This window comes from Nocardia sp. NPDC050412, assembly GCF_044458825.1.
GTDB lineage: Bacteria > Actinomycetota > Actinomycetes > Mycobacteriales > Mycobacteriaceae > Nocardia.
The window spans coordinates 689,934-715,637 of the sequence record NZ_JBITIJ010000003.1 but is presented as its reverse complement, the minus strand read 5'-3'; the positions used below and the strand labels follow the sequence as shown (position 1 = coordinate 715,637).

Below are 25,704 nucleotides of genomic sequence, written 5' to 3'. Positions count from 1 at the left end.
GAGCCCTGGCAAGAACACATCAAGACGGCCCCGACGAACCTAGGAAGTCGTGACGTGGCCGTCTGCCATCAGAGTGAGCATGAGTCCAACGAGTAACCCCCATGGCGAATTTGGATGGCTACGCAGAAGAGTCCGGCTGGTAGAGTTCGGTGCTATGAGTACACCAGGGGGGACGCCTGGTTCTAGCCAGGCGTTGTCGGTCGTTCCTGATCAAGTCCGTGACATCGGTGCCTATGTGTTCGGTATCGCCGACACTCTCGGGTCGGCGCTCGACTCGGCTGCCCGCGAGGTCGAATCTCTCACGACGAGCAGTTGGACCGGCGACGCGGCCACCGGCTTCAATACGGGGTGGAACGAAGTCAGCGACGGCGGCAGACAGATAATCTCCGCTCTTACCGGGCTGGCAGAGAAGCTCGGTGTCACAGCCGAAACCTACCAGCATCGTGACGAATCGAACGCAGGGGCCTTATCCACGTCCAGCCTCGATCTGCCATCCCAATCATGACCAATCCTTTCGCCGTAGAGCTCGACGAACTCGAGCAGATCATTGCTCGACTGTCCGGTTTGGCCGCATTTATCGTCGACCACCTCGATGAAATCGACCAACGGATCGCGACCCTGCGCGGCACCGGATGGGAAGGTATCGCCGCGCAAACGTATTCGGAAGCTCATCAGCAGTGGATCACGGGTGCGCGGGAGTTCGCGGAAGGAATCCGCGACATGACTGATGCAGCAAAGGCGGCACACGAAGCGTATTCCGAAGCGGCGGAAGTAAATTCCAAGATGATGCGGAGCGGAGCGTAGGTGGCTATCAATGTCGATCCGCAGACATATTACGACGCCGCCGCCAAGTGCGGGACAATAAACAGCGAGATCCTGACCGCGCTGTCGACGCTGTGGAACTCGCTGCAGGATTCCGGCCAGATGGCGGGTAGCTACGACAAGGCGGCCAAGTGGGCCGCCGAATACGACGACAACGCAACAGATCTCCTAAGTACCTGCGCCTCGATGTCGAACGCTCTCGCGAATTTCTCCAATATTCTGAATACCGCTGGCAACAATTGGGTGTATTCGAATTGGAAGGCGAATCCGGATCCATCGAAGGGCGCCGCACCGACTCCACCGTTTCACGTTCCGCAAGGTGTGGTGTTCCAGAACGACATCACCCCAGCACCGTCAGCTTTTGGCGGTACAGCCAAAGGGCTTGACACAAGTGTGCCCGGCCTGTTGGACCAGATCGGATACACGGTCCCGAACGGCGACACAGATCGTGTGAAGTCCGCTGGGGAAGCCTGGAAGAAGTTCGCTGAATCATCGGCCATCAAGAACGCACAGGCAGATATCAAGGCGATCATCGCCGCTATCCACTCAGCCAAAACCGAGGCGCCGGATATTGCCGACGTCGAGGCACACCTCACCACCTTGGCCAACGGCGCAGCCGCTATCGCGTCGGTATCGATGTCCCTGTCCGGAGCAGTCGGAGATCATCATACGAATCTGGTGGCATTCAGGTCGGATCTGGACAGTCACGTCAACAGTTTGATGAAGGAGTTGTTCTGGATTGCGGTCGGCACTGTGGCAGCAGTTGCCTTGACCGAGATTCTGACAGCTGGTCTGGCAACCCTGGGCCCCGCCGAAGCCGAGGCCGCCGCCGGAACAGCCGCCGGAACAGCCGCGGTTGCCACCACTGCGACACGGATTCGCAACCTGTGGAACATATGTAGATTGTTCCAGACCCTCGAGGTCGGCGTGGGAATCGCCGCAGCCGTGAACTCTGTTCATCCTCTCAATATTCAAACATCGTTGGACGAGATAGCCTCGCTTACTGCGGTGAGCGTTGCGGGAGTCTTCGTCGCCGAAATGGCGAAGGGCGGAAAACAGAGGGTGGCCGACACAGGCATCGAAAACGAAATGCGGGCGCTAATAGAATCCGGCGCGGCCAGCGGAGCGTGCGAGGCCCTGGCGAAGCTGTGGGACGAGGCAGAAAACGATGCCAAGAGGCGACAGAGAATCAAGAAAACGCAGAAGCAACACGAGTGCCGACAGTCTAGTGGCGGCGGTGGGCGATAGTGGATCGCAGTGGCCTGGGTCAAGTTGTACATGTCGATGGCGATCGAAGGATGTGAGGACAAAATGGACGGAGCTTCCCAGCTCAATTCAGCGCTGACATCGGGCGATCCTGGTCAGCAGGTCCGTGCGATGATCGAATTGATCAAGCTCGGCGACGATCGGGCCGTCGCAGACATCCTGCCGCTCGTCGAATCGGGTGATGTCGCCGTTCGAAGTGAAGCGGCGCGCGCGATCGGATTTCTGGGGGTGGCGCAGGTTTCAGTTGTCGGGCCAGTGTTGTTGCGGATGCTGTCGGACTCAGACGAGATGGTTCGCAACGAAGCGGCAGAGTCGCTCGGCCTCGTTCGGTTCAGTCCCGCAGTCGACGTCCTCGTGGATCTGCTGCGCGCGGACCCGTCGTGGCTGGTGCGCGCTTCCCTGGCCGAAGCGTTGGGCAGCTATCCAGGGCACGGAACCGCTGCTCTGGTCAAGTGCGTGCGCGATATTGACGAGTATGGGGCGGTGCGGCGGTATGCAATCGACTCTCTGGGCCGGACGGGTGACCTATCGCGTGCCGAAATGTCCGCTCTGGCAGAGGAATTCGGCCGGGATGAGGAGATCGGACCGCAGGTTCGAATCGCCGCCTATCGGATGGGCGATCAATCACAGCTAGCGGAGATCACCCGCGAGGCAGCTCATATGGATGAAGAGGACTCGTCCCGCTTACTCACCGACATCGAATATCTGTTGCGCCCGCCTGTACCACCGACGTTGTTGGAGGACGCGGCGCGCATCGGGACAATCCTCGATGTGGTCGCGATGCGCTGGCCGCTATACTCGCGGCACGTCCAGAACATCCGCGACAAGCTACCGACATGATGGGCGGTACCGCGGGCGACTCCTTCTGCTTCGCGGCAGTTCGCTCGGATGGTTGCCTTATCCCCCGAATCGACAAGATGAAGCATATCCGCCGCGCGGTGCTGATCAGAGCCGGACGTCAGCTCTGACGCCGGTTCGCCACCGCCCACTGGGCGACGGCGTCGGGGGACACATCTTCGCCGAGCACGTTATCGATGACAACGCGTCCGACGCAGATCGAGCGCAGTACGCGATCGGTGAACGCCTCCACATCTCCCCACGGCAGATAGGGTTTCGCGATCAGCAGGGAGGCGATGCCGTGCGCGCTCGACCACAGCTCCAAGACGACCGGCACCGGGTCACCCGGCGTGACCACGCCGAGGTTCATGCACTCGGTGACGGTCGCCGCGAGATGGGCAAAGGCACTGCTGGTCAGCACCTGGTCGACCGCGCCCGCCGTCTCACCAGGCGTCATGGCCAGGCGGTACTGCTCCGGATGCTCCCTGGCGAACCGGACATACGCCTGGCCCTGCTGACGCAGACGCTCCATCGGCGACTCATTCGGATCGGATGCGGCCAGCATTACCGCGTCCAGATCTTCGAATACCTGGGCCACCACGGATTCGATCAGCTGATCCTTATCCGCGAAATGGCGGTAGATCGACGGCGCGGTGACGCCGACGATCTTGGCGATTTCCCGAATGGAAACCGCGTCGACGTGACCTGCGTCAGCCAGCAGTTTCTTTGTGGCATCGAGGATTTCGGCGCGTAGCTCCGCACCGGAGCCACGTGCCGAACGCTGCCTGCGGGTAAAATTCACATTCGTCCGGCTAGTAGATGATTATCTGATTCGGATGTACCCGTTGCGGTTTCGCCCTCGCTCAAGCCGATCTTGGCATGCAGCCGGGCGAGTGGCGCGGGCGCCCACCAGTTCGCGGTGCCGAGCAACCGCATGAGTGCGGGCGCGAGCAGGCCGCGGATCAGCGTGGCGTCCGCGAGCACCGTCAAAGTCAGCCCCAGGCCTGTCATCTGGATGAACGATACCTTCGAGGTGACCATGGCGGCCATCACGATGGCCATCAATAGCGCGGCCGCGGTGAAAATCCGGCCGGTGCGCGCGACACCCAGCGCGACCGCGCGAGTGTTGTCCGCGGCGGTGCGTCCCGAGGCCACCCACTCCTCGCGGATGCGCGAAAGCAGGAATACCTCGTAGTCCATGGACATTCCGAAGGCGAGACAGAACATCAGGATCGGCATGGTCGGGACCAGATAACCGGTCGCGTCATTGCCGAAAACGCTGGACAAGTGCCCATCCTGGAAGATCCAGACCATCGCACCGAACGCTGCGGTCAACGAAAGCGTATTGAGGGCAAGGGCTTTCAGCGGCAGCAACACACTTCCGGTGAACAGGAACAGCACCACGAAGGTGGCGAGCACGATCAGCGCCCCGGCCAGTGGCAGTCGCGCACCCAGTGCTTCGAGGGAGTCGCGGTTTATCGCCGCACTGCCCCCGAAGAGCGCCGGTCCCGGGCTCGGGACGTCACGAAGCCGCTCCAGTTGCGACTTGCCCGCGGCGGTGAAGGGATCGACCGTCGTTGCCACAGTGAGGAATGCGCCGGTGTCATTCGTCATCTGCGGCGATCCGGCCGCCACCTTCAGTCCGCCGGTGTACAGACCGACACCCGAGAGCACTCCGGACACGCCATCCACCTTCGACAGTGTGGCGGCGTAATCGCCGATGGCGGACGGATTTCCGTGGTAGTCGTCGAGCACCACGGTGACATTGTTCGCGGCATTGGACTGGAAGTCCGAGCGCAGTGCGTCGCCGACCGTGCGGCTGGTGGCGGAGGTGCCCGCGTTGAGCACTCGATCGTCCGGATAGCCGAATTTCACGCCGAGGAACGGGGACCCGATCGCCAGCATCAGCACGACGATCGCGATGGCGACCGGTGCGGCATGGCGCATCACCCACTGCACCGTGCGATACCAGAAGGTCTGCTCGGGTGCGCGCGCAGCATGCAGGTCACGGCCGAGCAAGCGGCCCAACGGCTTTCGCAGATCCAATGCATTAACCCGATGTCCGAGCAACATCAGCACCGCGGGCAGGACCAGGATCGATGCGGCGGCGGCCGCGGCGACCACCGCAACGCCGGCGTAGGCAAAGGATTTCAGGAAGTACAGGTTGAAGACGCCCAGCGCGGCCACCGACAGCGCGACGGTCAGCGCCGAATACAGCACGGTGCGTCCCGCGGTCTGTACCGCCCGCACCACTGCCGCCTCGATATCGAGTCCATTGCCGAGTTCCTCGCGATAGCGGCTGACAATGAACAAGCTGTAGTCGATCGCGAGCGCAAGACCCAGTGCCGTGGTCAAATTCAGCGCGTAGATCGACACATCGGTGAAAACCGTGAGGGTGCGCAGGATGGCCAGGGTGGTCAAGATCGCGAAGATGCCGACGGCCAGCGGCAGGAAGGCCGCGACCAGGCTGCCGAACACCAGGATCAACACGATGAACGACAGCGGGATGGCCACACTCTCGGCGACCGCGAGATCGTGGGTGATCTGCTCGTTGGAGTCGTGGTAGATGGAGCTGAGGCCGCCCTGATAGATGCTGACGCCGTCATTGGTGCCGGTGACCTCTGCGGCGATCGCACCGGCGGCCTTCTGGGCCACGGACTCCTCGCCGGTGATGTAACCGAGCACCAGCGCGCTCTTACCGTCCTTGCTGCGCAATGCGGACGACAGGGACTGCGGAGCGTTCCAATAGGACTGGACGCCGATCACATCGCCGCGCGAACGCAAGGTGTCGATCAACTTCGCGCCCGCCGCCTTCGCGGCCGGACTGTCCGCACCGGCATCATCGCGAACCAGCAGGATGAGGTTGGGTTCCGCGCCGCCGAAGTTATCCGCGACCAGCTTGGCGACCCGCGACGACTCGGCGTCGCCCGGGGTGAAACCGGCGGTCTTCATATGCGAGGTCGCCGAGGCGCCGAATACGCCGCAAAGTATGGCCAATAGGGCGGCGGCGAGCAGGATTGTGCGCGGATGTCTGGTGGACAGATGTGCGATCCGTACGAGCATGAGCGGCTCCCCTGTTCGACTGCATCTCACGTAACAGCGTTAGCTGTAACGTCGTTAACTCAATGACGATAGGGGTACATAGCGAACAAGTAGTGATCCCGATCACCAGCACGGGCCTATCCGAGATACGCCGAGATCGCATTGGCAATGGCGCCGGCATACCTCGCCCGCCCATCGGGCGATTCGATCAGCGCCGCATCACCCGGATCGCGCATATTTCCACATTCCACGAGCGCGACCGGACGTTCGGAGAGGTTGAGCCCCGCCAGATCCGCGCGCGGATTCATGCCATCGGAGCCGACATAGGTCGACGGGACGAAGCCGGACCCGATCATGATGTCGCGCAACGTCGTTGCCAGTCGCTGCGACGGCTCACCCTGTGCCGGATTCAGTGGCGGCGACGAGTACGCGACGTGGAAGCCGTGCGCGCCCGCGACAGCGCCGTCGGCATGGATCGAGACGACAGCCGCCGCACCACTGCGGTTTCCGATCGCGGCGCGTTCGTCGACACAGGGGCCGACACCGGCATCGTCGTCGCGGGTCAGCACGACGCGAATTCCGCGGGCGGCCAAGGTATCCCGGACACGGATGGCGACATCCCAGGTGAATTCGTGCTCGGTATAGCCGTCGGTGGCGGATGTGCCGGTGGTGTTGCACGCCTTGGTTTTTCCGCGACCGTCCGGCACCTGACGGTTGATCTCGCCAGGCTGGGCGGCATTGCCGCCATTGTGTCCCGGGTCGATGACGACGACGCGGTCATCGGCGATGAAGCTCGGCGGGTTCGTCGTCGGTTCGTCGCTTATCTGCGGCGTCGTGGTGCGCGCCGCTGAACCGGATGCGTCGTGCGCGCATCCACCGAGCAACATGCCCCACGCGCAGATCGCGGCGGTCGTCTTCCAGCTTCGCCATCGCATGGCACCGACACTGCCACAGCCTTGCAGCCGGTTCATCGGCACAGCTATCGGAACGCCAGCGCGCCGAGCGTATCCGCGTGCCGATATTGCAGATACTTTTTGACCGTGTCCGCGGCGACAGCCGCATTGGCGGTGACCACGGTGACCACGACGAATTCCTTTTCGGTCCCGTCGCGCCATTTGCCGGTGACGAAATTGTCGATGTAGGTGCCCGGTCGCAGGTGCAGGTCCTCATCGGTGAACTTGCCGAGCGCGGCCGTGGCCTGGCCCTGGGTCGACATCGCGAGGACGAATTGGGTGATCTTCAGCCCGCCGCCCTCGGCCCGGTACACCATTTCGGCGGCGTACTGGCAGCCCAAGCCGGTGAGCTTGCCGTTCACCTCGAAATCGCGGCAGTTGGCGTGATCGCGGCCCTCAACCCAGTCGGCGTGCAATTCCACGCTGTCGAATTTGAAATTCCAGTCCCCGGCGAAGTCGGCGTAGGTGAGCTTGCCCGAGGACGGTTGGCCAGGGGGCGGTTGGCCAGGGGGCGGCGTTGTCGCGGTCGTTCGCGGGGTGGTCGCGCGCGGCGCGCTCGTGGCCGGGACCACAGTGGCCGTCGCATTCGACGCCTGCGGTTGGTCCTTGTCGCGCGCGGCGATAACGACCAGTCCGACGCCGAGCACGGCGACCAGCCCGAGCACCACCGCGACGATCACACCGGTCTTCGATTTGGGCGGCGGGCTCGGCGGCGGCGCGCTGGGATACCCCATCGGATAGCCGGTCTGCCCCCAGCCCTGCTGCGCCGGATAGCCCACCGGCTGTCCCCACGGCGCCGGATCCTGCCGCGGCGGCTCCCCATAGCCGTACGGATAACTCACAGCCTGCCCACCTCTCCCGCCGGGGCGGCGACCCCCACCACGTACTGATCGCGATCCGATCCCCCAGCGTTGCAGGTTCTGCCAGCTTAGCCGGTGAGTAATAAGCCCAGCGCAAGACCGAACATCACGACCGCGATCACCGAATCGAGTACGCGCCAAGCGATCGGACGGGCGAATAGCGGGGCGAGTTTGCGGGCGCCATAGCCGAGCGAGGTGAACCAGATAATGCTGGCGACCATCGCGCCCGTGCCGAGGAACCAGCGGTCCGGGCTGGTGTAGGTGTTGGCGAAGGAGCCGAGCAGCAGCACCGTGTCCAGGTAGACGTGCGGGTTGAGCCAGGTCAGGGCCAGGCAGGTGAGGATGGTCGCGCCGAGTGCGACGGTGGCGCCGGTGGAGTCGGCGGTCAGACTCGATGCCGCGACGGCGCGGCGGGCGGCGAGAATGCCGTAGCCGAGTAGAAAAGCGGCTCCGGCGTAGCGGATCACCGTCAGCAAGACGGGGGCGGATTCGACTACGACACCCAACCCCCCGACTCCCGCCGCGATCAGCACGATGTCGGACACGGTGCAGACCGCGACCACCGCGAGCACATGCTGGCCGCGCAGACCTTGGCGCAAAACGTAGGCGTTCTGCGCGCCGATCGCCACGATCAAGGAGAGTCCGAAGCCGAGTCCCGAGATGGCCGCCAGGGCCGCCGATGATGCCGTCACATGTATCGACGCTAGGTTCGAAGACCTGACCAGACCAGCTAAAGATTCTGAAGTACCTTTAGGATTTCTTAATGGACCTGCAGTTCGATCAGCTCCGCGCGCTCAACGCGGCCGTCACCGAGGGCACCTTCGACGCCGCCGCGCGCAGTCTGCGCGTGACGCCGTCGGCGGTCAGTCAACGCATCAAGGCGCTCGAGGATGCCGCAGGTCGCATCCTGCTGCAACGCACAAAACCGGTGCGGCCCACCGAATCCGGGCTCGCGGTGCTGCGTTTGGCGCGACAGATCGAGCTGCTCGCCGGGGATGCCGCACGCGAACTCGGCGATGTCGATCGGCCGGCGGGTCGCCCGATCCGGGTACCGATCGCGGTCAATGCCGACTCGCTGGAAACGTGGGTGATGCCCGCATTGCGGCAGGCGCCCGCCGGTGTGTGTTTCGAGATACATCGCGAGGATGAGGAACATACGACTCGATTGCTGCGCGACGGGACGGTGATGGCGGCGATCACCGCCACCTCGTCGGCAGTGCAGGGATGTCGAGTAAAGCGGCTTGGTGCCATGCGGTATCGGCCCATGGCGAATCCGCGGTTCGCGCGGACCTGGTTCGCGGATGGGCCGACCGCCGAGGCATATTCCGTTGCACCCGTTGTACTTTTCGATCGCAAGGATGATCTGCAGGATCGTCATCTACGGCGGCGATGTGGACAGCCGGTGGATCCGCCGCGGCATTATGTGCCGTCGTCGGTCGGATTCGCGGAGGCGATTCGGATCGGGCTGGGGTGGGGGATGTTGCCCGATCTGCAGACTCGAAGTGGTCGGGACCTCGTGCCGATCGATGGGGATTCGTATATCGATGTGCCGCTCTATTGGCAGCAGTGGAAGGTCGATTCGCCTGCGCTCAGTGGCGTTGCGGGCGCCATTGCGGCTGCTGCGGCTGAGGCGCTGTCAGATGGTCCACGGCGGTGACTTGGGGAATGTCACGGGAAGCGCGGTCAATGCGCGGTGGAATGGGCCCGGTCGCCATGTCAGGTTTCAGTCATCCCATCCCATCCGTCGCATCCCGATCCTGCCACGCCGATCGCGGCAGCGGGCGAATTCGGAACACTTCCCCTTCACAGTCACCGGTCCGCGTTGCTACTGGACGTCGTCGCGCCGAGCAATTGGGGCGTCGGCCGCGAGCCAGGGCATGCGGTCGAGCAGCCGATCCCGCAGTTCCGTCAACCGAGTAATGCGCGCGTTCAACTCGGCAACTCGCGGTGGTCCGACAGCCGCGTATCCGGTGGCGCAGCGCGGTTCGAAAGGGAATACGGCGGGCAAGTCGTGGTCCAGATAGGGCAGGAAGGCCCGGACATCGTCGATGGTGAAACCGATGTCGAGCAATTCGCGGATGTTGCTCACCTGTTTGATCGCGTTTTCGTCGTAAGTGCGGTACCCCGAGGTGGTGCGGTCGCAGGTGAGCAGCCCCTGCTCTTCGTAGAAGCGCAGGGCGCGGGTGGTGGTACCGGTGCGCGTCGCGAGTTCACCGATCAGCATCTGTTTTCCTTCCGTCGGTACGGTCAACGCGCGAGACGTACCACCACCTTCCCGGTGTAGCGGCCTCGGACCAGATCGAGCAATGCCCGCGGGGCGTTCTCCAGCCCGTCGACGAGGGTCTCGGATTGGACGAGTTGCCCATCGGCAACCCAGCGGCGTAAGCGTTGCCCGAATTCCGCCGCCAGATCCAGATGGTCGAGCATGGTGAAACCACGCAGCGTGATCCGCTTACCGATCACCGGCAGCAGATCTCCGGGCCCCTCGTCGGGCAGACCTCCGGACCGCTGCCGAGCGAGAGCACCGCAGAGCGCGATGCGTCCACCCACATTCATCACCTCGATCGCCGCCCGCAACTGAGCACCACCCACATTGTCGAAATACACATCGATCCCGTCCGGCGCGACCGCTCGCAACTGCTCGACCAGAGGTGCGTCGTGGTAATCGAAGGCCGCGTCGAAGCCGAGCTCTTCGACGACATGGCGCACCTTTCGCGCCGAGCCGGCGCTACCGACGACCCGACCCGCGCCGAGCAGCCGCGCGATCTGGCCGGCCATGCCACCGGTGGCGCCCGCCGCGCTGGAAACGAAAACCGTATCCCCGGCACGCAGACCCGCCACGGCCGTTAGGCCCGCGTAGGCGACCAGCCCGAATCCGAGATAGCTGGACGGCGACGGATACGCGTCCGGATCCACGATCCGGATCGCGCTCGCCTCGGCCACCGCGTACTCGCGCCAACCGAGCCGATGCAGCACCAGCGCGCCCTCCGGAACAGCCGGATCCGCGGAGGCTACGACCTCACCAATCGCATCCCCGAACATCGTCGCGCCAACAGCGAACGGCGGCATGGGAATTCCCGGGTAGGCGCCGATCTGCATGAGCATGCCCGGATCAATCGACATGTACAGATTCCGCACCAGCACCTGCCCCGACGACGGATCGGGCACCGGCTGCTCGACCAGTCGGAAGTCGGCCAGTTTCGGAAACCCGTCCGGTCGTGCGGAAAGCTGGACAGCCCGTGCGGTTCGCGTCATAACAGTCATGGGAGCGACGCTAAGGATTGACGTATACGTGAAGGTCAAGCCGCGCCCGTGGGCCAGTTGCGACAGATGTGGTCCCCGTCATGGCTCGAGCCGGTGTGCCGCATCGCCCGAATGCGGCGCGTCACCCCTCCAGATGAAGCTTTCGGCTCGAGGTCTCCGGCGCGAGGGTGGTTTCGCCTTGGCGGACGGTGATTACTCCTATGAGGATCAGGGTGCCGCCGAGGAGTTGGAGGGGGCGGGGGGATTCGCCGAGGAGGACCCAGGCGAAAGCGAGGGCGGCCAGGACTTCGAAGAGGGCTACGAAGGAGGCGAGGCGGGAGCCCAGGAGGCGGGTGGCGGCGATGCCGGAGACGTAGGCGAGGGCGGCGGTTATCGTGCCGAGCGCGAGGACGGGGAGCCACCACGAGACGGTGAAGTATTGGAAGACAACGGGATTGGTGGTGGCGTCGAGGGGGACGATGCCGATCGCGCCTGCCGCGAGGAGGGCGAGTCCGCCGAGGAGGAGACCACCGGCGGCGAGTACCGTGCCCGGCAGGGCGCCGTCGCCGTGGGCGGAGAGCAGGAAGTAGGCGGCGGCGCCGATCATGGCGGCGAGGGCCCATGCGATGCCGATGCCGCTGGCGGCCAGGCCGAAGCGCAGGTCGATGACCAGGATCAGACCGGCCATCCCGAGTACTGCGCCGAGAACCGTTGCGGCGCTCGGACGTTGGCTATTACGCAGCCATAGCCAACCAACCACGGCCACCGGCGCGGTGTATTCGATGAGCAACGCCACGCCGACTTGCATATGGGCTACGGCGTTGAAGTAGGCGAGTTGGGTACCGGCCACGGCGAGCAGTCCATACGCGGTGATCAAGAATGCGTTGCGGCGCAACAGATCCCAGTCACCGTGCAACTGCACCAGTGCGATCGGAACCAGAACCGCCGCGGCAACCAGCACCCGGACCGCCACCACGGACGCGGAGCTCCAGCCCGCATTCATCAAGCCGCGAGCCAGTGATCCCGATAGCCCGAACGAGGACGCGGACACCACCGCGCAAAGCAGTCCGGTCCGCAGCCGCTGCGCAGTGCTGTCATGAGTCATCGCAACCATGACTAGTGACGCTAAGGTCGGCCAGGTAATATGTCAACATGGCCTTTGCCCATGACACTGAGGCGGCGTTGGTTGCGGCGGTGGAGCTGGTGAATTCCGCGGAGGAGCCGGATACGTTGACCGAGATCGCCCAGCTCGACGAGTTTTTCGACAAACACGTTTACACCGGCGTGCACGCCGGCGACGCCGCCGAGCTCGCCGCGGTGCGCGCCTTGCGCACGCCGCTACGTCACATGCTGACCAGTGATCGCGACACGACGGTGCGGCTGATCAACGAGACGCTGGCGAAGCATCGTGCCCTGCCACAGTTGGTTCGGCACGGCGATGTCGATTACCACATCCACGCGGTGCCCGCGCAGGCTCCGCTCCCGGTTCGCATCGCCGTCGAGACCGCAATGGCAATGATCGATCTGGTCCGCTCCGACGAGCTGAGCCGGCTATCCCTCTGCGCCGACGAGGGCTGCGAAGGCCTCGTTCTCGACCTGTCACGCAATAGATCGCGCCGCTACTGCAGCACAGCCTGCGGAAATCGCAACGCTGTCGCCGCCTACCGTGCGAGGAAGAAGTGAATCCCGGTCAGTTAAAGCGCTATCGCAGGCGCGAGAGTCGCATACCACCTTGCTGGCACCAATTCTCCATGCCGAGTATCCCGAGGTCGGTATCGCGTCCTTACTCAATCCTCGAGGTCCGCACGTGTTCTCACAGATTCGGCAGATGTGCACCGAGCAATCGTTGACCAGTCCCGCCTTCGCCGGCCTACATAGCCCGTCGGCCGTGCCGGACCTCCTCGGTGATCCACGCGTCGCTGATGTCCTGGCGCGCAATACACTCGGCCGATTCGTGCCACGTGTACCGATCTACAGCTTTCACGGCGTTCTCGACGAAATCGTGCCGGTGAGTCAAGCCGACGATATGACGCGTCAGTGGTGCGCAGGCGGGGCGAGCGTACAGATCATCCGCGACGGTTGGCTCGACCATATATTGGAAGGCCTTGTCCACCAACAGGATGCGGTTGAATATCTCGCGGACCGGTTCGCAGGAGCTCCGGCACCAAACGGATGTTGATCAGACTCCCATGGTGTGAGGTGGTTGTTGGGCGTACTGCATACTGACCGCATGGGTGCTGTCAGTTTTCTGCACATCTTGATTCTGCTTGCGGTCGTGGCGGTGCCGGTGGTCATCGTGTTGATCGTGAAGTCCGGGTCGGGAGGGGGATCGCCGACGCCTGCGATGGCACCGGGGTGGTATCCGGACCATGCGAATCCAGGGCTGGTGCGGTGGTTCGATGGGTACCAGTGGACGAATTACACGCAGCCGCGGCAATGAAAGGGTTCAGCTGTGGAGCGTCACCACTCGGCGAAGGAACCGTCCTTGCGGTGCCAGATCGGGTTTCGCCAACGGTGGCCCTGTTCGGCCGCGCGAGTCACCGCAGCTTCGTCGATCTGGATGCCGAGGCCAGGGGCCTGGAGCAGGTCGACATAGCCGTCGTGGTAAGCGAAAACCGTCGGGTCGACGAGGTAGTCGAGCAAGTCCGAGCCGGTGTTGTAGTGGATGCCGAGGCTTTGCTCCTGAATGAGCAGGTTGGGGGTGGCGAAGCCGACCTGGAGGCTGGCGGCGAGGGCGATAGGGCCGAGGGGGCAGTGTGGGGCGAGGGCGATATCGCGAGCCTCGGCAAGGGCGGCGATGCGGCGGACCTCGGAGATGCCACCCGCGTGCGAGAGATCGGGCTGGACGACGGCGATGCCCTGATCGAGCACCACATTGAAATCCCAACGCGAGTAGAGTCGTTCGCCGGTGGCGATGGGAATGCTTGTCGCGCGGGTGATCTCGCCGATCTGGCTGCTGCACTCCGGGACGAGCGGTTCCTCGACGAAGAACGGCAGATACGGTTCGAGTAGCGGTAGCACACGCCGCGCCATCGGAATGGACAGGCGGCCATGGAAATCGACGGCGATATCGAAATCGTCGCCGGTTGCCTCACGCACCGCCGCGACGCGATCGACGATGCCTCGGGTCGCGCGCGGCGTATCGATCAGCTCCAATTCGGCGGAGCCGTTCATCTTGATCGCGGTGAACCCCTGTTCTTTTCGTTCTACCGCCGCGCGCGCGACATCGTCGGGTCGATCGCCGCCGATCCAGCTGTATACCCGGACCCGATCGCGGACCGCACCGCCGAGCAATTGCCAAATCGGCACGCCCAGTGCCTTTCCGGTGATATCCCACAGCGCCTGGTCGATGCCCGCGACCGCACTCGACAGGATCGGTCCGCCCCGATAGAAGCCGCCCTTGGTAAGCATCTGCCAGTGCGCTTCGATGCTCATCGGGTCCTTGCCGACAAGGTAGTCGGCCAGTTCGTCGACCGCGGCGGCGACGGTGTGAGCGCGGCCTTCGAGGACCGGTTCACCCCAGCCCGTGATGCCCTCGTCGGTCTCGATCTTCAGGAAGCACCAGCGCGGGGCGACCAGGTAGGTGGTGAGTGCGGTGATCTTCACCGGGACTCCTTTCGCACGCTCCAGCCGCCGTCGACGACCAGGTTGGCACCGGTGATGAAGGATGCGTCGTCGGAGGCGAGGAAGGCGACCGCGGCGGCGACCTCCTCGGGTGCGCCCATCCGGTCCAGCGCGGTGGCCTGGGCGGACAGCCGCCGACCTGCCTCGTCTACGTCATCCCATACCGGGGTGAGAATCGGGCCGGGCAGCACGGCATTGACCCGCACGCGTGCGCGCCCGTACTCCACGGCCAGCTGCCGGACCAAGGCGGTCAAACCGCCCTTGGCGGCGGCATAGACCGGATAACCGGGAAGCCCGAAGTGGGCGTGCACGCTGGAGACCGCGACCACATTGCCGCTGCGGCTGCGCAGATCGTCGATGAAGGTGTGCAGGCCGAGGAACAGCGGGGTCAGGTTGACCGCGAGGCCGTCATCCCATGCCTGCCTGGTCAATTCGTGGGCCGGGATAGTGGCCTGTCGGGACGCGTTGCTGCACAGGAAGTCCAGCGGTCCGAACAGCTCGTTGACGCTATTGCGTAGCTCGATCCAAGAATCCTCCGAAGACACATCGCAGCGGACGAATTCGGCTCGATGACCGGCCGCACGGATCTTCGAGGCGACCTCGCGCCCACTCGCCTCAGCGATATCCGCGATGACGACCGCCGCGCCATCGGCGGCGAGCCGGTGGGCGGTGGCCGCACCGATGCCGGACGCACCCCCGGTGACGACCGCGACCCGGTCTGCCAAACGACTCATGCTCTTCCCTATCGGTTGATGTCGGCGCCCATGAGCAGGCCGAGTTCGTGCCGGAACGGCAGACCAGCCCAATCACCGGGTACGGATACGGCGAATGCGCCGCAGGTGGCGGCCAATTGCAGGCTGTGGCGCACGGAGCCGTTGTCGAGCACACCGGCGAGGTAGCCCGCGACGAACGCATCGCCCGCGCCGACCGGGTCGACGCTGCGGATATCCACCGCTGGCTGTCGGATCAGCTCGTCGTTGTGCAGTGCGAGTGCGCCTTCGGATCCGAGTTTGATCACAACTTGCGAAGGCCCCAGTGCGGCGAGGGATTCCGCCATCATGCCGGGGCTAGCGGACGGTACCAGCAGGGCTGCTTCGTCCGTACCCGCGAAGACGATGTCGGCGTGGGACACCAGCTTCGAAACTTCCACGGCCGCATCCGCTTCCGACCACAATGCGCGGCGGTAGTTGATATCGAGGGAGACGGTGACCCCGGCATCGACGGCGGCGTCGAGTGCGGTGTGGACGGCGTCGCGGGCGGATGGGCTCAGTGCCGGGGTAATGCCGGTGAGATGCAGCACCCGTGCGGCGGCGACCTGGGCAGTGTCGATATCGGCGGCCGCTAATCGAGATCCTGCTAAATCCTTGCGGTAGTACGCGACTCGCATGTGATCGGCGGTTCGCCGCTCACGCAACATCAGCCCGCTCGGCAGTTCCGGATCGATTCGGCATCGCGAGATGTCGACCTGTTCGGCGCGGAGTCGATCGAGCATCATGGTGCCGACCGCATCGGCACCGACGCTGCCCACCCATGCGCTCTCGTGCCCCAACCGGCGGACGCCGATGGCGACCGTCGCTTCCGCGCCCGCGAAATCCATCCGCATTGTCGCACCGGGAGCCAAAGGGCCTGGCTCAGTGGCGGCGACGACACCGAGTGCTTCGCCCAAAGTTACCAATCCGCCTGTCATCGCCGTGACCTTCGCGCGCTGCGGGGCTCAGCATTCGGATCCCGCGAAACAGCAATCACAGCAACGCCTTCCGTACCGCGGACGCACGCTCACGCAACGCATCCAGATCACCGCCGGTGCACGCGTCACCGACGAGCGGCGAGCCCATGCCGAGCGCCCTGGCACCCACATCCAGATACGCCCTGGCATCGGCGAGCCCGATACCGCCCGTCGGCACCAGCGGGATCTCCTTCAGCGGACCCCGAATCGCCTTCACATAGCCGGGACCGCCGACCGAGGCAGGAAAGACCTTGACCATGGTCGCGCCCGCCTGCCACGCACCGTGGATCTCGGTGGGCGTGAACGCGCCGCAGATCACCGGCACACCCATGCGGCGGCCCTCCGCGATGACCTCGGGGCATACCGTCGGGGTGATCAGATATGCCGCACCCGCGTCCACAGCTCGAGCGGCATCGGTCGCCGTGAGCACTGTGCCCGCGCCGACCGCGTGGGCAAATCCGGCGCAGTCGCGCAGTGCCTCCAGTGCCCCCGGCGAGTTGAGCGTGAACTCCACCGCCGTGATGCCCGACTCGTGCAGTACGGCGGTCACCTCGGCGAACCGAGCGGCCGTCGGAGCGCGCAGGATTGCGATTACCGGCGGATTCAGGGTGAGGACGCGATCAGCGGTCATGGGTTACTCACCAACCTCGCATCGGAGTAGGTATTCGTCGCAAGACCGGTCACGCCCGGCTCACAGGTGAACAGCCGCCCAGCATCCGGATCAGCGGAACCCTCCGCGGCCGTGGTGATTACGAGAACATCCAGGTTCGGTCCGGCGAAGGCGCAACTGGAGACCTGCGCCGGGCCGACATCGATCACCGCATGCGGCCGACCCGATGGATCGAACGAACGCACCTGCCCCGCGCCCCACACCGCGACCCAGACGAAACCCTTTGCGTCCACAGTCAAACCATCGGGCAGACCGTCCGGAAACTCCGCGAAGGTGCGTCCATTGCTGAAAGTGCCGGTGGCCGAGTCGTAGTCGAAGGCTTCGACTCGATGTGTCGGGCTGTCCGCGTAATACACCGTGGCACCGTCCGGGCTCCAGCCGAGACCATTGGAGATCGTCACCTGCTGACGCACGGTACTCAGCCCCCCATTGGGATCGAGTCGATAAAGCGCTGCGGTGCCCGGGATTTCGTCCTCGGACATGGTCCCGGCGAACAGTCGCCCGCACGGGTCGGCCTTGGCATCGTTCATGCGCCGCCGTACCCCGTCATCGGGCAGTGATAGCGTCGCTACTTCGGTCATTGTGCCGTCAGCGATATGCAGGAAGGTGTCGACGGCAGTCGCGATCAGCCCGCCCGATGCGCACGGCACGACCGCGCTGACCCGCTTTCCCACTGCCACGGTGGACCGCTGCACGAGGTCACCGTCGCGCAGTGTCGCGCGATGAATGCGTCCCGCCGGAATATCCACCCACAGCACCTCATCGGTGCGGTCATCCCAGACCGGTCCCTCACACAACCTGCCCGGCCTCGGCGAGCACCGAGCGGCTTTCAGTTCGATCATCATTCGCTCCTGACGGGTTCTAGGTCGGCAACCCGACCGCACGTTCCCCGCTGCGCCGCTGCTGAATAACAACCGCCGCCACCAGCAATGAACCTTGAGCGACGTTCTGCCAGAACGTATTCACACCAACAACGTTCAGCCCGTTGTCCAGCGCACCGAGCAGCACAACGGCCAGCAGCGTGCCACCGATCGTGCCCTTACCGCCCTTCAGCGCACACCCACCCAACGCCGCCGCGGTTATCGCCTTCAGCTCGAGCCCTTCACTACCCGAGACCGGCTGCCCGGAACCGGTCCGCGCGGTCAGAATGATCCCGGCAATCGCCGCCACCGCACCCGCGAGCACGAATACCGCGATCAGGTACTTGTTGATATTGATCCCGGAAAGCCTTGCGGCCGTGTCGTTCCCGCCGATGGCATAGATATTGCGGCCGATATCGGTGTACTTCAGCAGCACATGCATACCGATCGCGACCACCGCGAGAATGACCACCGGCACCGGCAGACCCAGGATCTTGCCGCGAGCGATGAAGATGAACACATCGTCGCCCAGTACGAAACCTTGTGCCTTACCACCGGATATCAACTGCGCGACGCCCTTGAACGCGGCCAGGGTGGCCAGGGTCGCGATCACCGGATTGACGCGTCCGTAGACGATGATCAACCCATTGATCGCCCCGAGCACCAGCCCGACACCGATCGCGGCCAGAATGCCCAACCAGGGATTGTCAGCGGTCGCGGTGAAGGCCATCGCGCTGATCACCGACGCGACACCGGCCTGCGAGCCGACCGAAATATCGAGCGCACCACAGATGATCACAACCGTCTGGACCACCGCGAGTAGACCGAAAACCGTTACCGCTTCACCGATTCCGGCCAGATTCGCCGGATCCAGATAGCCGTCGTTGAGCCAGGCGAAGATCGCGACGACCACCACCAGTGCGCCGATCAGACTGAGATTTCCGGTGCCGATTGCCTGCACCAGCCGACGCATTGCCGCGCCGCGAGCCAGCACCGAAGGCGAGGCTACGGCGGCTGGGATCGAAAGTTGTTGGTCTGTCATGGGTTTCCTCGCGATGTATGCGATAGGTCGGCGGCCATGGCCAGCGCGAGAATCGCCTCCTCGCTGGCCTCTTCACGGTCCAGTTCGCCGGTGACCCGGCCGTGTTGCATGACCACGATCCGGTCGGCCAGGCCGAGCACTTCGGGTAGCTCCGAGGAGATCACCAGTACCGCGACGCCGGATTCGGCCAGTTCCTCGATGATGTGGTAGATCTCGATTTTCGCGCCGACATCGACGCCACGGGTGGGCTCATCCAGGATGAGCACCTTTGGTTTTCGGGCCAGCCAGCGGGCCAGCACGACCTTCTGTTGATTGCCACCGGAGAGCTTGCGCACCTCCTGCTCGATGGAAGGCGTTCGCACCCTGAGCGAGTCGACGTACTGACGCGCGAGTCGCCGCTCCTCGCCGCCCCGGACGAACCGCAGCCGCCGTAGGCGGTCGAGCATCGCGAGCGAAATATTGTCGCGCACACCGCGATGCAGCAGCAGCGCTTGCGCCTTGCGCTCCTCCGGCGCGTACCCCATCCCGGCCCGCACCGCATCTCGCGGTTGCCGCAGACGCAGTTTCTTACCGTCCACTCGCACCTCTCCGGAGCGGATCGGCAGATCACCGGCCAGCGCCCCGGCCAGTTCCGAGCGACCCGCGCCGACCAGCCCGGCCAGCGCGACCACCTCACCGGCGCGCACCCGCAGACTCACCTCCGTCACATCGTCGGTGGTCACCGCATCCGCGTCCAGGACCACCCGGCCCGGCGTATTGTGCTTGCGCGCGAATAACGTCGACAGATCCCTGCCGACCATCATCCGCACGATCTCGCGATCGGTGGTCTCGGCCGTGGCCCGCTCACCGACGAGCGCGCCATCGCGCAGCACCGCGACCCGATCGGCCAGCCGGAAGATCTCGCGCATCCGATGCGACACATAGATCACCGCGAGGCCCTGCTCGCGCAATCGACCGATCAGCGCAAACAGCGATTCGGTCTCGTGGTCCGATAGCGACGAGGTGGGCTCGTCGAAGGCGATCACCTTGGCATCGGTGGTCAACGCTCGCATGATCTCCACCAATTGGCGTTGCGCCGCAGTGAGTTTCGAACCGACCGTGTCCGGATCGAGGTCACGGTCGAAGCCGAGTCGGGCGAGGTCGGCGCGCATCCGTTCGCGCAGGGCGGCTCGGTCGAGCAGACGGCCCGAGCGTCGCGGCAGCGATCCGAGATAGACATTCTCGGCGACGGAAACATGCGGCACGATCTCCGGTTCCTGGCCGATGACCCGGATTCCGGCCGACCGCGCGTCGGCGGGGGTGGCCAGCTCGAGTCGCACACCATCCAACTCGAGCCGGCCACCATCCGGGCGGTGATCGCCACCGAGGATGCGGATCAGGGTGGATTTACCCGCCCCGTTCTCACCCATCAGGGCGGTCACCGCACCAGCGGGAAAATCCAGGCTCACTTCACGCAGGGCCGGCACCCCGGCGAAACTCTTGCTCAGCCCGGAGACCCGCAGTCCGGTCAGCTGCATGTGACGCCCGCCTGCTGCCAGTTGGTCGAGTCGACCATCTTGGTCGGCGCGTAGGCCTCGGACGGCATCTGCTTGCCGTTCTTCAGGTAGTCGTAGATCGTCTGAACCGACAATGCGCCAACGTCTTTGCCATTGATGAACAGCGCCGCCTTGAAGCCGGTCGGCTTGCCGCCGCGCCATTCCTTGCAGGCCAGATAGGCGCCGAGGCCGACGCCGAGCACGTTGTCGGCGGAGTATCCGGCGTTCTGGATCGCCGCGACGCCGCCGCTGACGTTCTCGTCGTTGCACCCCATGACAATCCAGTTCTTCACCGACCGATTGCCCGATACCGTCGCCGAGATCTTGTTCTGGGCGTCCGAGGGGGTGTTGTCGGTGCCGACCTCGATCACCTTGACGTCCACGCCGGCGGCCTCCTTGAAGGCCTTCTCGTTGGCCTTGACCCGGTCGGTGCACACGGTCACATCCTGTTTCCAGGCATCGATGATCGCGGTCTCCTCCGGCTTCCACCCGGCCTTCTTGAAGTCCTGACCGGCGCGGGTGCCGACCTCGGTGCCCATCTGGGTGCCGCTGAAGCCGACCCGCGGCACCAGATTGTCCTTCGCGCAGGACGACGGATCCGGCCCGTTCGTACAGACCTGGTCATCGGAGGTCAGCAGCGCGACACCCCCAGCCTTCGCGAGCTGGGCGACCTGCGGACCGACCGACGGATCGGGCACCACGACGATCACACCGCTGGCCTTCTGGTTGACCGCGTTCTGTACCTCGGTGACCGCCTTGTTCGCGTCATTGCCGAGATTCACCACCTTCAGATCGATGCCCAGCTCCTTGGCCTTCGCCTTCGCGCCCTCGGCCTCACCGATGAAGTACTCCTGATCGCCCTGCTTCTGCGCGTAAACCAGGCTGATCGCACCGGTGGTGTGCTGCGGACCGGTCGCCTGCGAATCGTCCTTGCCCGACGAGCAGGCCGATGCGGCCAACGCGAGCGATACCCCGCAGAAAACGGCTCTGGTCCAACGGCTTCGGTGGGTCCAGGACATGGGGTGCTCCTCTGAATACTGCGCCGGGCACTCGGCGTCGTGTAGTGACCTGGGTTACAGTAGGACTTCGGATAACCGTTGTAAATAGTCTTGTCAGAAGTGCTCGGGTAGCGTCTGCGAATATCAATCGGAAGGAGATGGCCCGACCGTGTACCAGCTGACCGCGCGCGATATCCGCCGCCGGAATCGGTTCTACGTACTGCAGGCGGTCTACGCCGCCGAGGGCCACACCAGCCGTCAGGAGATCGCCCGCACCACCGGGCTCTCGTTCGCGACCGTGGGCAATATGATCGCCGAACTGCTCGATGTCGGGGTGCTCGCCGAACTCGGCTACGACGCGCCCGGCATCGGGCGGCCGCGCGCACAGCTCGCGATCAATCCGGCGCGCGGCACCCTCGTCGGGGTCGATATCGCCGAAACCAGTATTCATTTCGACCTTTTCGACCTGGCGATGTCGGTGCTGCGGTCGGTGGAGATTCCGGTGGATCCCGCGGCCACCCGGCCCGAGGATGTCACCGAGCTGATCGTTCGCGGCATCGGCGAGCTGACCGCCGACGATGCGGAGCGGGTGCTCGGCGTCGGATTGAGCGTGCCGGGATTGGTGGAACCCGAAGACGGTGTTTCGGTGTTCTCGCCGTACTGGGACTGGCACGACGTGTCGTTGAAATCGCTGCTGCAACCGCGGGTGCCGCATCCGCTGTATCTCGACAATCCACTGAAAGCCAGTACGGCAGCACATCTTTGGTTCGGAGCCGGGCGGGATGTGGACGATTTGATCGTCGTCACGCTGCGCGCCGGAGTCGGTATCGGCGTCGTCATCGACGGCACGCTCTATCGCGGCGTGACCAATAGCGCGGGCGAGTGGGGGCACACCAACCTCGTCATCGACGGACGCGAATGCCGCTGCGGACGTCACGGCTGCGTCGAGGCCTATGTGAGCGCACGCGGCATCGTCCGGACTCTGCGCGAAATCGCACCGGCCAGCCCACTACTCGCGGCCGACGATACCGCCACCATCGCGGCCATCGCCGCCAGCGACGACCCCATCGCCAGCGAGGTCATCGAAAAGACCGGCAACTACCTGGGTGTCGCCGTCGCCAACCTGGTCAACCTCTTCAACCCCCGCACCATGGTGTTCGGCGACCTCGTCGCGAACGTCCTCGGCGAACGTCTGCTCGACGCAACCCGCCGTGTAGCCGCCCACCACGCCATGTCCGACCCCTTCGCCGCGGTAACCCTGCAACTGTGCACTCTCCCCCACAACCCCGTCAGCCTCGGCGCCGCCACCTTCGCCCTCGAAGGCTTCCTCGCCGACCGCGAAACCTTCGGCTCCATCGCCGCCCGCCGCGCCATCCGCTCGACCACCTAGCCGATGACTTATGCACTGTCCGATTCGGTTTCGAGATCCGCCACGATCGGATCACGGAATATGTTCGGTGGCGGTGACCGCAATGGCAGCGGAGCGAGCGTGTTTTGGTGACCGCCGAGCTCGCCGCAGTATTCGAACGGGCCGCGTCGATCGAGCAATTCGAACATGTGTGGGTCGGCATGCTCGAGAAACCACACGCTGATACCTGCTCTGCCATCGAGCCGGTAGTACTCCCAAGCCCGCCAGAGGGCGTCCAGGCGGGCGATGGCTTCTGCATGCTTCCACCATTCCGGACACCACACCACGTAGCCGCTCACTTGCCGCCGATAGACCAAGCTCAGATAGTTCTCGACATACTCGACGACGTCCCGGTAGACAGTGACCCGCCCGCTGTCGGTAGCGGTTTCGGAGTCGGACCGGATGGGATCGGGAAACAGATGTGGTGGCGGCGATTTCAAGGGCATCGGATCGAGCATGTCTTGGTGACCATCACCTACGTTGCAGTACGTGAAGGGGCCGCGTTGGTCGAGTAGTCTGCGCATGTGCCGATCGGCGTGATCGTTGAGCCACACGCTGATGCCTGCTCCGCCATCGAGCCGGTAGTACTCCCAAGCCCGCCACAGGGCATCCAGACGTATCGTGGCCTCGGCGTGCTTCCACCATTCCGGACACCACTGCGTGTCACTGAGATCACTCACGTGTCGCCGATAGACCGGGCCCAGGTAATTCTCGACGAACTCGACTACGTTTTCATAAATCGTCGACGACGGTTGCGCTTCGCTCACCGCGGACGCACCTCCCGAATTCTCGATGTCGCGGCCGCGAAACATCCTGCCCCCACATACATTTGAAATCCGAGAGTACTCGTGGCCGCCGACATTTTCGCCGACTGGGCCGCCAGCACAGCGCGAAGACCCCGCCCGGGGTGAGGAACCGGGCGGGGTCGGGTGTCCCCCAACGAACGCCGTTGGGTTCTTCTTCGCTATCTACTTGGCCGGCGGGAACGGCGGCTGGTTGATAGTGGAGAAGTATTGGATGGCCGCGCCGATGGCGACCGGGGCGGTGATGAAGATCTGACCGGCCAGGGTGCCGAGGGCGCCTACCGCGACGATGCCACCGAGGCAGCCGATGGCGGCAGCCGGGATGAACGCGCCGAACAGGCCGATGATGGCGGCCGAGGCGACCGTGGCGCCGGCGATACCGCCGAGGACACAGCCGATGGCGCCGCCGCTGAGGCCGCCGACCAGGGTGCCGATGGTGGCGCCCATGGCGATGGTGCTGGTCATGCGGGACCAGGCGGCCTGCTCACGGTCGTACTCGTTCTTCCAAGGTGCCTTGTCCTCGAAGGGCAGCGCGACCGGCTTGTAGGTCGCGTGCGCCATGTCGAACTCGGGCGTCAGGGTGGCCGAGCGGTCGGCGATATCGGCGGCGATCGGGAACTCGAAGTCGTCGACGCGGAACCTCAGCGGCATTCCGGTGAGCACGGTGCCGTTGCTCGCCTTGATCTTGAAGACACCGTCCTCGACGACCATGGCGCCCGCGTCGGTCTTGATGATGGTCTGGGTATCGGTGGCGGAGGCGGTGAATCCGACCGCTTCGTCACCGTCGGTCTGCGCACCGGCCGTACCGGCGGCGATCCCGACTGCGGCGACCAGTCCGGCGGCCGCCGCAACGATTTTCCTCATCGTTATTACTTTCCTCTCGGATTTTCGGGGACGTCGGCGCGCGAGCGCGCCGCATGCCGGTCGCGGATCGCGCCGACAGGTTCAGAGGTCACACAGCTCTGCCTCGCTGGCGCTCGGCTCCGCTGCGACCCGTCAGGTGGTTGCCTCGCTGCGCTCGGTCACAGGTCGAGGACGAGCACCTCCGACCCCGCCCGGGAGACGCACAGCATCATCGTGTCGCCGCGTGCCTGCTCTTCGACGGTGAGCACTGAGTCGCGGTGGTCGATATCGCCTGCGAGCACGGCGGTTTCGCAGCTGCCACAGGTGCCTTCGCGGCATGAGGTGATGATCTCGATCCCTGCGGCATCGAGGACGTCGACAATGGACTGAGTGGCGCCGACGCGGAAAGTTTCTCCACTGCTCGCTAATCGGACCTCGAAGGAGCCGCGCGCTGCGGATGCCACCGGCCGCGGCACGAACCGTTCGACATGCACGTCCGAATTGCGCCGCGCCCCCTCGGTTTCCACGGCCGCCAGCAGCGGTTCTGGCCCGCAGCAATAGATCGCGGAATCGGAGTGCTCGGCGAGGATGTCGCCGAGCGGTAGTAGTCCGTGCTCGTCCTGCGGCAGCAGTCGCGCCCATGGATAGCGGCGTGCGATCTCGTCGGCGAACGCCATATGTCCTCGAGTCCGGCCGCCGTAGTACAACTCCCACCGTGCATCCGAAGCCTGCGCAGCGGCCAGCATCGGCAGAATCGGGGTGATCCCGATACCGCCCGCGACGAATACATAGCTGTCGCGCACAAGAAACTCGAAGTTGTTGCGGGGGCGGGAAATACGCAGCTCGGTATTCGGAAATGCGGTCAGGTGCAGATATTCCGACCCACCACGTCCCTCGGGTTCGCGCAGCACCGCGATCCGCCAGTGCCGCCGATCCGCCGGATCACCGCAGAGCGAGTATTGGCGGACCCCCGCGGCGCCGACCGCCACGTCGATATGCGCGCCCGGTGTCCACGACGGCAGTTCTCGGCCCGCAACCGCGCACAGCTCGAGTGAGAACACACCCTCGGCCTCGTCACGGCGGGCCGACACCCGCACCGGAAACTCCGTCATCTGGTCCCCTCGGCTATCTCGTCTTCGCGACTACCGTCGCCGAGACAGCACCGATCCGCA

The 25,704-nt window shown here is 64.7% G+C and carries 28 protein-coding genes; 9 read left to right on the top strand and 19 right to left on the bottom strand.

Features of this window, described 5'->3' with window-relative positions:
- Positions 1-154 precede the first annotated feature (154 nt).
- The 4 genes from ACIBI6_RS11220 to ACIBI6_RS11205 are packed head-to-tail and all read left to right on the top strand — an operon-like array spanning position 155 to position 2,928.
- Positions 155-505 (top strand): WXG100 family type VII secretion target, encoded by a 351-nt coding sequence (locus ACIBI6_RS11220; protein ID WP_364339576.1) that lies wholly within the window; start codon positions 155-157, stop codon positions 503-505.
- Positions 502-804 carry a WXG100 family type VII secretion target gene (locus tag ACIBI6_RS11215; protein WP_396955923.1) on the top strand — a complete coding sequence of 101 codons (303 nt, stop codon included), beginning with the start codon at positions 502-504 and terminating at the stop codon, positions 802-804. The genes ACIBI6_RS11220 and ACIBI6_RS11215 overlap by 4 nt, the downstream gene beginning before the upstream one ends.
- Entirely contained in the window at positions 805-2,070 is a 1,266-nt protein-coding gene (locus ACIBI6_RS11210) for a polymorphic toxin type 34 domain-containing protein (protein ID WP_396955921.1), read from the top strand.
- Between the two features lie 30 nt (positions 2,071-2,100).
- The gene (locus tag ACIBI6_RS11205; RefSeq protein WP_364339570.1) at positions 2,101-2,928 is read left to right on the top strand and encodes a HEAT repeat domain-containing protein; all 828 of its coding nucleotides are present in this window, start codon (positions 2,101-2,103) and stop codon (positions 2,926-2,928) included.
- A gap of 118 nt (positions 2,929-3,046) precedes the next feature.
- On the opposite strand, the gene ACIBI6_RS11200 is transcribed toward ACIBI6_RS11205, so the two are convergent.
- The 5 genes from ACIBI6_RS11200 to ACIBI6_RS11180 all read right to left on the bottom strand — a co-directional run bounded on the left by ACIBI6_RS11200 (position 3,047) and on the right by ACIBI6_RS11180 (position 8,472).
- Positions 3,047-3,727, bottom strand: a complete 681-nt coding sequence (locus ACIBI6_RS11200; RefSeq protein WP_396955919.1) for a TetR/AcrR family transcriptional regulator — start codon at positions 3,725-3,727, stop codon at positions 3,047-3,049.
- The gene (locus tag ACIBI6_RS11195) at positions 3,724-5,988 is read right to left on the bottom strand and encodes an MMPL family transporter (protein ID WP_396955918.1); all 2,265 of its coding nucleotides are present in this window, start codon (positions 5,986-5,988) and stop codon (positions 3,724-3,726) included. Before ACIBI6_RS11195 ends, ACIBI6_RS11200 begins: the two co-directional genes overlap by 4 nt.
- A gap of 116 nt (positions 5,989-6,104) precedes the next feature.
- The gene (locus ACIBI6_RS11190) at positions 6,105-6,902 is read right to left on the bottom strand and encodes an N-acetylmuramoyl-L-alanine amidase (protein ID WP_364339564.1); all 798 of its coding nucleotides are present in this window, start codon (positions 6,900-6,902) and stop codon (positions 6,105-6,107) included.
- 44 nt (positions 6,903-6,946) lie between these two features.
- Positions 6,947-7,762 (bottom strand): hypothetical protein, encoded by an 816-nt coding sequence (locus ACIBI6_RS11185; protein WP_396955916.1) that lies wholly within the window; start codon positions 7,760-7,762, stop codon positions 6,947-6,949.
- Between the two features lie 86 nt (positions 7,763-7,848).
- Positions 7,849-8,472, bottom strand: coding sequence for a LysE/ArgO family amino acid transporter (locus tag ACIBI6_RS11180; RefSeq protein WP_396955915.1), 624 nt, complete (start codon positions 8,470-8,472; stop codon positions 7,849-7,851).
- Between the two features lie 71 nt (positions 8,473-8,543).
- Here ACIBI6_RS11180 and ACIBI6_RS11175 point away from each other — a divergent pair, with 71 nt between their 5' ends.
- Complete coding sequence (locus ACIBI6_RS11175; protein ID WP_396955913.1) at positions 8,544-9,437, top strand: LysR family transcriptional regulator ArgP; 894 nt, start codon at positions 8,544-8,546, stop codon at positions 9,435-9,437.
- 168 nt (positions 9,438-9,605) lie between these two features.
- On the opposite strand, the gene ACIBI6_RS11170 is transcribed toward ACIBI6_RS11175, so the two are convergent.
- The 3 genes from ACIBI6_RS11170 to ACIBI6_RS11160 all read right to left on the bottom strand — a co-directional run bounded on the left by ACIBI6_RS11170 (position 9,606) and on the right by ACIBI6_RS11160 (position 12,137).
- Positions 9,606-10,004, bottom strand: a complete 399-nt coding sequence (locus ACIBI6_RS11170; RefSeq protein ID WP_396955912.1) for a MerR family transcriptional regulator — start codon at positions 10,002-10,004, stop codon at positions 9,606-9,608.
- A gap of 23 nt (positions 10,005-10,027) precedes the next feature.
- Complete coding sequence (locus ACIBI6_RS11165) at positions 10,028-11,044, bottom strand: NADP-dependent oxidoreductase (RefSeq protein ID WP_396955910.1); 1,017 nt, start codon at positions 11,042-11,044, stop codon at positions 10,028-10,030.
- A gap of 121 nt (positions 11,045-11,165) precedes the next feature.
- A complete protein-coding gene (locus tag ACIBI6_RS11160; RefSeq protein WP_396955908.1) occupies positions 11,166-12,137 on the bottom strand; it encodes an EamA family transporter in 972 nt (323 codons plus the stop codon).
- Between the two features lie 38 nt (positions 12,138-12,175).
- On the opposite strand from ACIBI6_RS11160, the gene ACIBI6_RS11155 reads away from it, so the two are divergent.
- Genes ACIBI6_RS11155 through ACIBI6_RS11145 form a run of 3 tightly spaced genes read left to right on the top strand, consistent with a single transcriptional unit; the run spans position 12,176 to position 13,463 of the window.
- The gene (locus tag ACIBI6_RS11155; protein ID WP_364339554.1) at positions 12,176-12,706 is read left to right on the top strand and encodes a CGNR zinc finger domain-containing protein; all 531 of its coding nucleotides are present in this window, start codon (positions 12,176-12,178) and stop codon (positions 12,704-12,706) included.
- A gap of 49 nt (positions 12,707-12,755) precedes the next feature.
- A complete protein-coding gene (locus ACIBI6_RS11150; protein ID WP_396955907.1) occupies positions 12,756-13,202 on the top strand; it encodes a lipase family protein in 447 nt (148 codons plus the stop codon).
- Positions 13,203-13,253: 51 nt separating this feature from the next.
- Complete coding sequence (locus tag ACIBI6_RS11145) at positions 13,254-13,463, top strand: DUF2510 domain-containing protein (RefSeq protein WP_364339550.1); 210 nt, start codon at positions 13,254-13,256, stop codon at positions 13,461-13,463.
- Positions 13,464-13,483: 20 nt separating this feature from the next.
- Here the strand turns inward: ACIBI6_RS11145 and dgoD are convergent, their stop codons facing one another.
- The 8 genes from dgoD to ACIBI6_RS11105 are packed head-to-tail and all read right to left on the bottom strand — an operon-like array spanning position 13,484 to position 21,499.
- Complete coding sequence (gene dgoD / locus ACIBI6_RS11140; protein ID WP_396955906.1) at positions 13,484-14,629, bottom strand: galactonate dehydratase; 1,146 nt, start codon at positions 14,627-14,629, stop codon at positions 13,484-13,486.
- Positions 14,626-15,381 (bottom strand): SDR family oxidoreductase, encoded by a 756-nt coding sequence (locus tag ACIBI6_RS11135; protein ID WP_364339545.1) that lies wholly within the window; start codon positions 15,379-15,381, stop codon positions 14,626-14,628. The genes dgoD and ACIBI6_RS11135 overlap by 4 nt, the downstream gene beginning before the upstream one ends.
- 8 nt (positions 15,382-15,389) lie before the next feature.
- Positions 15,390-16,334, bottom strand: a complete 945-nt coding sequence (locus tag ACIBI6_RS11130) for a sugar kinase (RefSeq protein WP_396955905.1) — start codon at positions 16,332-16,334, stop codon at positions 15,390-15,392.
- Positions 16,335-16,389: 55 nt separating this feature from the next.
- Entirely contained in the window at positions 16,390-17,004 is a 615-nt protein-coding gene (locus ACIBI6_RS11125) for a bifunctional 4-hydroxy-2-oxoglutarate aldolase/2-dehydro-3-deoxy-phosphogluconate aldolase (RefSeq protein WP_396955904.1), read from the bottom strand.
- On the bottom strand, positions 17,001-17,885 hold the full coding sequence (locus tag ACIBI6_RS11120; RefSeq protein ID WP_364339539.1) for an SMP-30/gluconolactonase/LRE family protein: 885 nt from the start codon (positions 17,883-17,885) through the stop codon (positions 17,001-17,003). The genes ACIBI6_RS11125 and ACIBI6_RS11120 overlap by 4 nt, the downstream gene beginning before the upstream one ends.
- 19 nt (positions 17,886-17,904) lie before the next feature.
- Positions 17,905-18,945 (bottom strand): ABC transporter permease, encoded by a 1,041-nt coding sequence (locus ACIBI6_RS11115; protein WP_364339537.1) that lies wholly within the window; start codon positions 18,943-18,945, stop codon positions 17,905-17,907.
- Entirely contained in the window at positions 18,942-20,462 is a 1,521-nt protein-coding gene (locus ACIBI6_RS11110; RefSeq protein WP_364339535.1) for a sugar ABC transporter ATP-binding protein, read from the bottom strand. Before ACIBI6_RS11110 ends, ACIBI6_RS11115 begins: the two co-directional genes overlap by 4 nt.
- The gene (locus ACIBI6_RS11105; protein WP_396955903.1) at positions 20,453-21,499 is read right to left on the bottom strand and encodes a substrate-binding domain-containing protein; all 1,047 of its coding nucleotides are present in this window, start codon (positions 21,497-21,499) and stop codon (positions 20,453-20,455) included. The genes ACIBI6_RS11110 and ACIBI6_RS11105 overlap by 10 nt, the downstream gene beginning before the upstream one ends.
- Positions 21,500-21,647: 148 nt before the next feature.
- Here ACIBI6_RS11105 and ACIBI6_RS11100 point away from each other — a divergent pair, with 148 nt between their 5' ends.
- Entirely contained in the window at positions 21,648-22,868 is a 1,221-nt protein-coding gene (locus ACIBI6_RS11100) for an ROK family protein (RefSeq protein WP_396955902.1), read from the top strand.
- 8 nt (positions 22,869-22,876) lie between these two features.
- On the opposite strand, the gene ACIBI6_RS11095 is transcribed toward ACIBI6_RS11100, so the two are convergent.
- From ACIBI6_RS11095 to ACIBI6_RS11085, 3 genes are all read right to left on the bottom strand, one after another.
- Positions 22,877-23,653, bottom strand: a complete 777-nt coding sequence (locus ACIBI6_RS11095) for a DUF4913 domain-containing protein (protein ID WP_396955900.1) — start codon at positions 23,651-23,653, stop codon at positions 22,877-22,879.
- Positions 23,654-23,854: 201 nt separating this feature from the next.
- The gene (locus ACIBI6_RS11090; protein WP_396955898.1) at positions 23,855-24,553 is read right to left on the bottom strand and encodes a hypothetical protein; all 699 of its coding nucleotides are present in this window, start codon (positions 24,551-24,553) and stop codon (positions 23,855-23,857) included.
- A gap of 158 nt (positions 24,554-24,711) precedes the next feature.
- Positions 24,712-25,644 (bottom strand): PDR/VanB family oxidoreductase, encoded by a 933-nt coding sequence (locus ACIBI6_RS11085; RefSeq protein ID WP_396955897.1) that lies wholly within the window; start codon positions 25,642-25,644, stop codon positions 24,712-24,714.
- Positions 25,645-25,704: the final 60 nt, after the last annotated feature.

Coding starts and splice junctions, on each gene's coding strand:
- ACIBI6_RS11120 (WP_364339539.1), bottom strand. CDS start 17,885: ATGATCGAACTGAAAGCCGCTCGGTGCTCGCCGAGGCCGGGCAGGTTG.
- ACIBI6_RS11130 (WP_396955905.1), bottom strand. CDS start 16,334: ATGACAGGCGGATTGGTAACTTTGGGCGAAGCACTCGGTGTCGTCGCC.
- ACIBI6_RS11215 (WP_396955923.1), top strand. CDS start 502: ATGACCAATCCTTTCGCCGTAGAGCTCGACGAACTCGAGCAGATCATT.
- ACIBI6_RS11115 (WP_364339537.1), bottom strand. CDS start 18,945: ATGACAGACCAACAACTTTCGATCCCAGCCGCCGTAGCCTCGCCTTCG.
- ACIBI6_RS11205 (WP_364339570.1), top strand. CDS start 2,101: ATGTCGATGGCGATCGAAGGATGTGAGGACAAAATGGACGGAGCTTCC.
- ACIBI6_RS11110 (WP_364339535.1), bottom strand. CDS start 20,462: ATGCAGCTGACCGGACTGCGGGTCTCCGGGCTGAGCAAGAGTTTCGCC.
- ACIBI6_RS11105 (WP_396955903.1), bottom strand. CDS start 21,499: ATGTCCTGGACCCACCGAAGCCGTTGGACCAGAGCCGTTTTCTGCGGG.
- ACIBI6_RS11220 (WP_364339576.1), top strand. CDS start 155: ATGAGTACACCAGGGGGGACGCCTGGTTCTAGCCAGGCGTTGTCGGTC.
- ACIBI6_RS11165 (WP_396955910.1), bottom strand. CDS start 11,044: ATGACTGTTATGACGCGAACCGCACGGGCTGTCCAGCTTTCCGCACGA.
- ACIBI6_RS11155 (WP_364339554.1), top strand. CDS start 12,176: ATGGCCTTTGCCCATGACACTGAGGCGGCGTTGGTTGCGGCGGTGGAG.
- ACIBI6_RS11195 (WP_396955918.1), bottom strand. CDS start 5,988: ATGCTCGTACGGATCGCACATCTGTCCACCAGACATCCGCGCACAATC.
- ACIBI6_RS11190 (WP_364339564.1), bottom strand. CDS start 6,902: ATGCGATGGCGAAGCTGGAAGACGACCGCCGCGATCTGCGCGTGGGGC.
- ACIBI6_RS11125 (WP_396955904.1), bottom strand. CDS start 17,004: ATGACCGCTGATCGCGTCCTCACCCTGAATCCGCCGGTAATCGCAATC.
- ACIBI6_RS11175 (WP_396955913.1), top strand. CDS start 8,544: ATGGACCTGCAGTTCGATCAGCTCCGCGCGCTCAACGCGGCCGTCACC.
- ACIBI6_RS11160 (WP_396955908.1), bottom strand. CDS start 12,137: ATGGTTGCGATGACTCATGACAGCACTGCGCAGCGGCTGCGGACCGGA.
- ACIBI6_RS11145 (WP_364339550.1), top strand. CDS start 13,254: ATGGGTGCTGTCAGTTTTCTGCACATCTTGATTCTGCTTGCGGTCGTG.
- ACIBI6_RS11090 (WP_396955898.1), bottom strand. CDS start 24,553: ATGAGGAAAATCGTTGCGGCGGCCGCCGGACTGGTCGCCGCAGTCGGG.
- ACIBI6_RS11170 (WP_396955912.1), bottom strand. CDS start 10,004: ATGCTGATCGGTGAACTCGCGACGCGCACCGGTACCACCACCCGCGCC.
- ACIBI6_RS11085 (WP_396955897.1), bottom strand. CDS start 25,644: ATGACGGAGTTTCCGGTGCGGGTGTCGGCCCGCCGTGACGAGGCCGAG.
- ACIBI6_RS11135 (WP_364339545.1), bottom strand. CDS start 15,381: ATGAGTCGTTTGGCAGACCGGGTCGCGGTCGTCACCGGGGGTGCGTCC.